Source organism: Trebonia sp. (genome assembly GCF_030042015.1).
Lineage (GTDB): Bacteria > Actinomycetota > Actinomycetes > Streptosporangiales > Streptosporangiaceae > Trebonia.
The window spans coordinates 1-5,833 of the sequence record NZ_JASIAL010000038.1 but is presented as its reverse complement, the minus strand read 5'-3'; the positions used below and the strand labels follow the sequence as shown (position 1 = coordinate 5,833).

The 5,833-nt window shown below is 67.5% G+C and carries 6 protein-coding genes and 1 tRNA gene; 5 read left to right on the top strand and 2 right to left on the bottom strand.

The features are described from left to right. The coding region (locus Q1N79_RS01660; RefSeq protein ID WP_300603264.1) for a cystathionine beta-synthase at positions 1-1,371 on the bottom strand (1,371 nt) is incomplete at its 3' end. Positions 1,372-1,467: 96 nt separating this feature from the next. Here Q1N79_RS01660 and Q1N79_RS01655 point away from each other — a divergent pair. The 4 genes from Q1N79_RS01655 (at position 1,468) to Q1N79_RS01640 (ending at position 4,344) form a co-directional block, all read left to right on the top strand. Next, positions 1,468-2,688: an acetyl-CoA C-acetyltransferase gene (locus tag Q1N79_RS01655; protein WP_300603262.1), complete on the top strand. Its 1,221-nt coding sequence runs from the start codon at positions 1,468-1,470 to the stop codon at positions 2,686-2,688. A 159-nt stretch (positions 2,689-2,847) separates the two neighbouring features. Then, positions 2,848-3,081: a DUF4287 domain-containing protein gene (locus Q1N79_RS01650; protein ID WP_300603260.1), complete on the top strand. Its 234-nt coding sequence runs from the start codon at positions 2,848-2,850 to the stop codon at positions 3,079-3,081. Between the two features lie 59 nt (positions 3,082-3,140). Further along, positions 3,141-3,755, top strand: a complete 615-nt coding sequence (locus Q1N79_RS01645; protein ID WP_300603258.1) for a dTDP-4-dehydrorhamnose 3,5-epimerase family protein — start codon at positions 3,141-3,143, stop codon at positions 3,753-3,755. Positions 3,756-3,777: 22 nt separating this feature from the next. Continuing rightward, positions 3,778-4,344, top strand: a complete 567-nt coding sequence (locus tag Q1N79_RS01640; RefSeq protein WP_300603256.1) for a YdcF family protein — start codon at positions 3,778-3,780, stop codon at positions 4,342-4,344. A 106-nt stretch (positions 4,345-4,450) separates the two neighbouring features. On the opposite strand, the gene Q1N79_RS01635 is transcribed toward Q1N79_RS01640, so the two are convergent. Then, a tRNA-Leu gene (locus Q1N79_RS01635) sits at positions 4,451-4,524 on the bottom strand. 694 nt (positions 4,525-5,218) lie between these two features. Between Q1N79_RS01635 and Q1N79_RS01630 the strand changes: the two genes are divergently transcribed. Beyond that, positions 5,219-5,833: Scr1 family TA system antitoxin-like transcriptional regulator (locus tag Q1N79_RS01630; RefSeq protein WP_300603254.1), on the top strand; the 615-nt coding region annotated here is incomplete at its 3' end.

Genomic DNA, 5,833 nt, shown 5'->3' with positions numbered 1-5,833 from the left:
GGCGAGCAAGTCGGCGCGGGTGAGCACGGCCGCCGGCTTGCCATCGACGTGCACGAGCGCGGCGCCCGACTTCTCGAGGACCGCCGCGGCGCGATTGACCGGTTCGCCCTGGCCGAGCACCGGCAGCGGGGGCGACATGTGGCTGCTGACCGGGTCCTGCGGCCTGGCCCGGCCGCTCACCAGGGCATCGAGCAGGTCGCGCTCGGCCACGGAGCCGGCGACCTCCGCCGCCATCAGCGGTGGCTCCTCCTGGACGACGGGGAGCTGCGAGACGTCGTACTCGCGCAGCAGCGCGATCGCCTGCGCGACGGTCTCGTCGGGGTGCACGTGGATCAGCGCGGGCATCGCGCGCGTCGTGTCCTGTTCCCTGGCGGCGAGCAGCTCCCTGACCGTGGGCTCACCGGTCTGGGCGCGCAGGAACCCGTAGTCGGCCATCCACTCGTCGTTGAAGATCTTCGACAGGTAGCCGCGCCCGCCGTCCGGCAGCAGCACGACGATCACGTCATCCTCTCCGGCGCTCCTGGCGACCCGCAGGGCAGCCACGACCGCCAGCCCCGCGGACCCGCCGACGAGCAGCGCCTCCTCGCGGGCGAGCCGCCTGGTCATGAGGAACGAGTCGGCGTCGCTGACCGCGATCACCTCGTCGGCTATCTCCCGGTCGAAGGTCGCCGGCCAGATGTCCTCGCCCACGCCCTCGACCAGGTACGGCCGGCCGGAACCGCCCGAGTAGACCGAGCCCTCCGGATCGGCGCCGATGACCTTCACCCGGCCGCCGGAGACTTCCTTGAGGTAGCGCCCGGTGCCGGAGATCGTGCCACCGGTGCCGATCCCGGCCACGAAGTGGGTGACCCGCCCCTCGGTCTGCGCCCAGATCTCCGGGCCGGTCGTGTGGTAGTGCGCGGCCGGGTTCTCCGGGTTGGCGTACTGGTCGGGCTGCCAGCCGCCGTCGGTTGTCCGCGCCAGCCGCCTGGCCACGCTGTAGTAGGAGTCCGGGTGGTCAGGCGCGACCGTGCCCGGGCAGACCACGACCTCGGCGCCGTAGGCGCGCAGCACGCTGATCTTGTCCTGCGCCACCTTGTCCGGGCACACGAACACGCACTTGTAGCCGCGGCCCTGGGCGACGATGGCCAGGCCCACGCCGGTGTTGCCCGAGGTCGGCTCGATGATCGTGCCGCCGGGCTGCAGCGTGCCCTGCTTTTCCGCGGCCTCGATCATCCGCAGCGCGATCCGGTCCTTCACCGAGCCGCCCGGGTTCAGGTACTCCACCTTGGCCAGCACGTTCCGCGTCCGGCCGATGCCGCTGGTCACGGTGTTCAGCCGGACCAGCGGCGTCCCGCCCGTCAGCTCGATCACCGAGTCGTACACCTGCATGGGTCCACTCCCTCCCTCAGGACAGACACGCTATCTGCTCATGATCCGGGCAGGCTGTTAACGTGTTTGTGACACGAACATCGGGAGGCGCCAGTCATGCCGGAGGCAGTAATCGTCGCAACCGCCCGTTCGCCGATCGGCCGGGCATTCAAAGGGTCGCTCACCAGCGTCCGGCCAGACGATCTTGCGACGCAAATCATCTCGGCCGCGCTGGCGAAGGTCCCGCAACTCGACCCGGCGGACATCGACGACCTGATGCTAGGCTGCGGGCTGCCCGGCGGCGAGCAGGGGTTCAACATGGCGCGCGTGGTCGCGGTCCTGCTCGGCCATGATCGCCTCCCCGGCACCACGGTCAACAGGTACTGCTCGTCGTCGCTGCAGACCACCCGGATGGCATACCACGCGATCAAGGCGGGCGAAGGGGACGTGTTCATCTCCGCCGGGGTCGAGTGCGTGTCCCGCAGCGTCAAGGGCAGCAGCGACAGCCTGCCGGACACCCGGAACCCGCTGTTCGGCTCGGCGGAAGGTCGCACCGCGATGACGGTGGCGGCCGACTCGCCGTCCTGGCACGACCCCCGCGCCGACGGCGAACTGCCGGACGTCTACATCGCGATGGGCCAGACAGCCGAGAACGTGGCGGCGCTGCGCGGCATCAGCCGGCTTGAGCAGGACGAATTCGGGGTCCGGTCGCAGAACCTCGCGGAGAAGGGGCTGGCGGACGGGTTCTGGCAGCGCGAGATCATCCCGGTCACCTTGCCCTCCGGCGACGTGATCTCCGCCGACGACGGGCCGCGGCCAGGCACCACGCTGGAGAAGGTCGCCTCGCTCAAGCCGGCCTTCCGGGAGAACGGGACCGTTACCGCGGGGAACTGCTGCCCGCTGAACGACGGGGCGGCGGCCGTGGTGGTCATGAGCGACGTCAAGGCGGCGACCCTGGGGATAACCCCGCTCGCGCGGATCGTCTCGACCGGGGTCAGCGCACTGTCACCGGAGATCATGGGCCTCGGGCCGGTGGAAGCGTCCCGGCAGGCGCTGGGGCGGGCCGGGATGGCGATCAGCGATATCGACCTCGTGGAGATCAACGAGGCGTTCGCGGCGCAGGTCATTCCCTCCTACCGTGACCTCGGCATCGACCTGGCCCGGCTGAACGTGAACGGCGGGGCGATCGCGGTCGGGCACCCGTTCGGCATGACCGGGGCGCGGATCACCACGACGCTGCTGAACAGCCTCCAGTTCCACGACAAGACGACAGGGCTTGAGACCATGTGCGTGGGCGGCGGGCAGGGCATGGCCATGATCTTCGAACGGCTCAGCTGACCCGCTAGCGCGGCAGCATCCCGCCCGCCTCCGCACCCCTGCGCTGTACCCCCCGCTCCGGTCAAACAGGACATTACGGGAAGGTTGCGGTACGGGTCTTGTCAGGTGCCCTCGGGTGAGGCAGTCTCATCTGATAAGCGGCTCCCCCTGGAGGTGCCAATGTCGCTGATGCACACGCCCGACATGCACAAAAGCCTCATCGCACGCATTCCCTTCGTAACAGGCCGCGAGCTCACCGAGTGGTTCAGACACCTCGAATCGGGCCCTGCCTTCCTGCGCCGTGATGAGCGCGCCAACTGGCTTGCCGACGAGCACGGCATCTGCGACCGCTACGCCGCCGCCATCGTCCACGAGTACGAGATCCAGCGCCGCCTTCGCCTCTTCGGCGCGTAACACTCCCCTGCCGTCCCGGATGACCGCGCCCAGCCAGGTCATGCCGATAGAATCTTCGAATGGATTCGCTTGGAATCGCGGGTGCCTGGGTTTTCACGCCACAGCTGCACCTGGATGAGCGAGGGGCATTCCTTGAGGCGTTCCGCGGCGCGGAATTCGCCGCTGACCTTGGGTACCGGCTTGAAGTCGCGCAGCTGAACTGCTCGGTGTCGCGGCGCGGGGTGATCCGGGGCATCCACTATTCCGACGTTCCTCCTGGTCAGGCCAAGTACGTTAGCTGTGCGGCCGGTGCGGTGCTCGACGTCGTGGCGGACCTGAGGACGGGGTCGCCGACGTTCGGGAAATGGGAGGCCGTGCGCCTGGACGACGTGGACCGGCGTGCGGTGTTCCTGGCCGAGGGGCTCGGCCACGCGTTCATGGCCCTGACCGACCAGGCGACCGTGCTCTACCTGTGCTCGACGCCGTACGCGCCCGGCCGCGAGCACGGCGTGCATCCCCTGGACCCGAAGCTCGCCATCACGTGGCCACTTGACAGCCAAGACGACGGCCGCCCGCTGCTGTCGGCCAAGGACGCCGCCGCCCCCACTCTGGAGGAGGCAGTGCTCGCCGGTGCGCTCCCCCGCTACGAGGACTGCGTCGCCTGCACCGCGGCGCTGCGCACCGCGACGGCCTGAGCACACCGGATAACATCGTCGCGTGACGGTCGTGAGCCCGCGCCCCCAGGCATCGCGGCGTGCCCGCTGGCGAAGGCTCCGGCGCATCGTCATTCCGCTGCTCGTGGTGTGCGCCGTATTCTGCGCTGTCACGGCGCGCCTTTTTATCTGGCCCGCCACGGGGATGCCCGCCCAGGTGAATGCCATCGTTGTGCCGGCCGGCTCTGGAGACCGGCTCGGCACCGCGCTGAAGCTGGCGCGGGAGGGCCGGGCGCAATACCTCGCGATCTCGTTCGGCCTGTTCATCGATCCCGGGGTGTGCGGGACTCGGGTCGGCACCGCCAGGGTGATCTGCTTCCAGCCCAGTCCCGATACGACCCAGGGCGAGGCCCAGGAGACCGCCGTTCTCGCCAAGCGGTACGGCTGGCGCTCTATCGTCCTGGTGACGACGCCCGATCAGATCTGGCGCGCTGAGCTGAGGTTCCGGCGCTGCTTCGACGGGAACGTCTATGGTGTCACCACCTCGCTGCCGTTCCTGCGATGGCCGTACGAGATCGCCTACCAATGGGCGGCGACCGTCAAGGCCGAGTTCGTGAACCGCAGTTGCTGACGATGTGCAGACCAGGTAAATTGCATTCGCATGTACGAGTGCGATTCACGTATGCAAATGCAGATGCACGTAACTTGATCTATAGATCGCCCGGGAGAATGGTTTGTGCCCCCGGTCGGGTTCGAACCGACACTGCGGACCCTTTTAGGGGGCCGGCCTCTGCCCTTGGGCTACGGGGGCGCCCTAATAGTAACTCTGATTTCGTTATCCATCCGGCCAGTCAGGACTTCAATCGGAGAGGGCCGCACGCGCACGTTATTTCCGTTTTCTCCCCGATATTCCGGAGTTACTGCAGAGCGTGACGAAGCCACGGCCGCAAGCATGCGGATCGTAATCGGCGCGGCATCGGCCTCCTTAATGCCGATGAGTATAAAACTGACACTTTAGTCCCGGCAGAAACTCTGCGCAGTTGAGATGAAAACCCGGCGATAATGAAAATCACATCCAGGTAACATTTCGATCTGTTGCCCGCGGCACGCCGCCGCAATGGGGCCGACCGGTGAATAGCCGCCCGCGAAGATACGAAGGTTATGGGGTAGCGGCTGAGGGTCGGGCGGGGTCCCCCGCGGATCGCGGGTTCCCGCCCTCTTGCATGCGGTCCCTTTGCCGGGAGCGCGGTCAGCGGCTGGCGGGAGGAGTAGACGTGCACGCTAGCGCGGGTCGCCGCCGATCGGCGTGCGGGGAAGTCAAGGAGATCCGCTGGCCGACTTGACCGCTAACTGAGCCTGAGGGAAGTTATAGGTGCGCAATATTTCGCAACTACTGGAGAGAAGCTCGATCATGCGCCTAACCTTGGTCGGCAAGGACCCGGACTCGAATCTCGATCTCTGCCGCGCCTCGTTTGAAGCCGTGTGGGCGCTCTCGATACCGCACCGTGAGTATCAGCCCGTCTAGCGCCGCCAAGCAGGCCCAGCAGGCACTGGGTGCCAGGATGCGAGAGATCCGCAAGGACGCGGGCCTGTCTGGGCGCGAGCTGGCAGCAGCGACCGGACAGCATTTCACACGGGTCAGCAAGATCGAGCACGGCGTGCAGGCCCCCGACGATGCAGATATCCGCAACTGGTGCCGCGCCTGCGGCGCCGACGATCAGATCCCCGATCTGGTCGCGACCGTGCGGGCGGTGGAGTCGGCGTACCTGGAGTTCCGACGCCAGTCCCGTGCCGGGATGAAGCGCGTCCTTGGCGCGCACACGCTTGCGCTGTACGAGCGGACCACGATGTTCCGGATTTACGAGCACAACGTGATCCCGGGTCTGTTCCAGACCGCCGCCTATTGCGCGGCGATGCTGTCGTTCTGGATCAGGCTCCTCGACGCGCCCAACGACCTAGACGCGGCCGTCGCCGCCCGCATGGAACGCCAGAAGGTCATCTACGATCCAGCCAAGCATTTCACGGTGGTGCTGGAGGAGCAGGCGCTGCGAACCTGGTTCGGCACGGCCGAAGTGCAAGCGGGCCAGATCGGCCGACTGCTGGAAATGATGTCTGTCCCG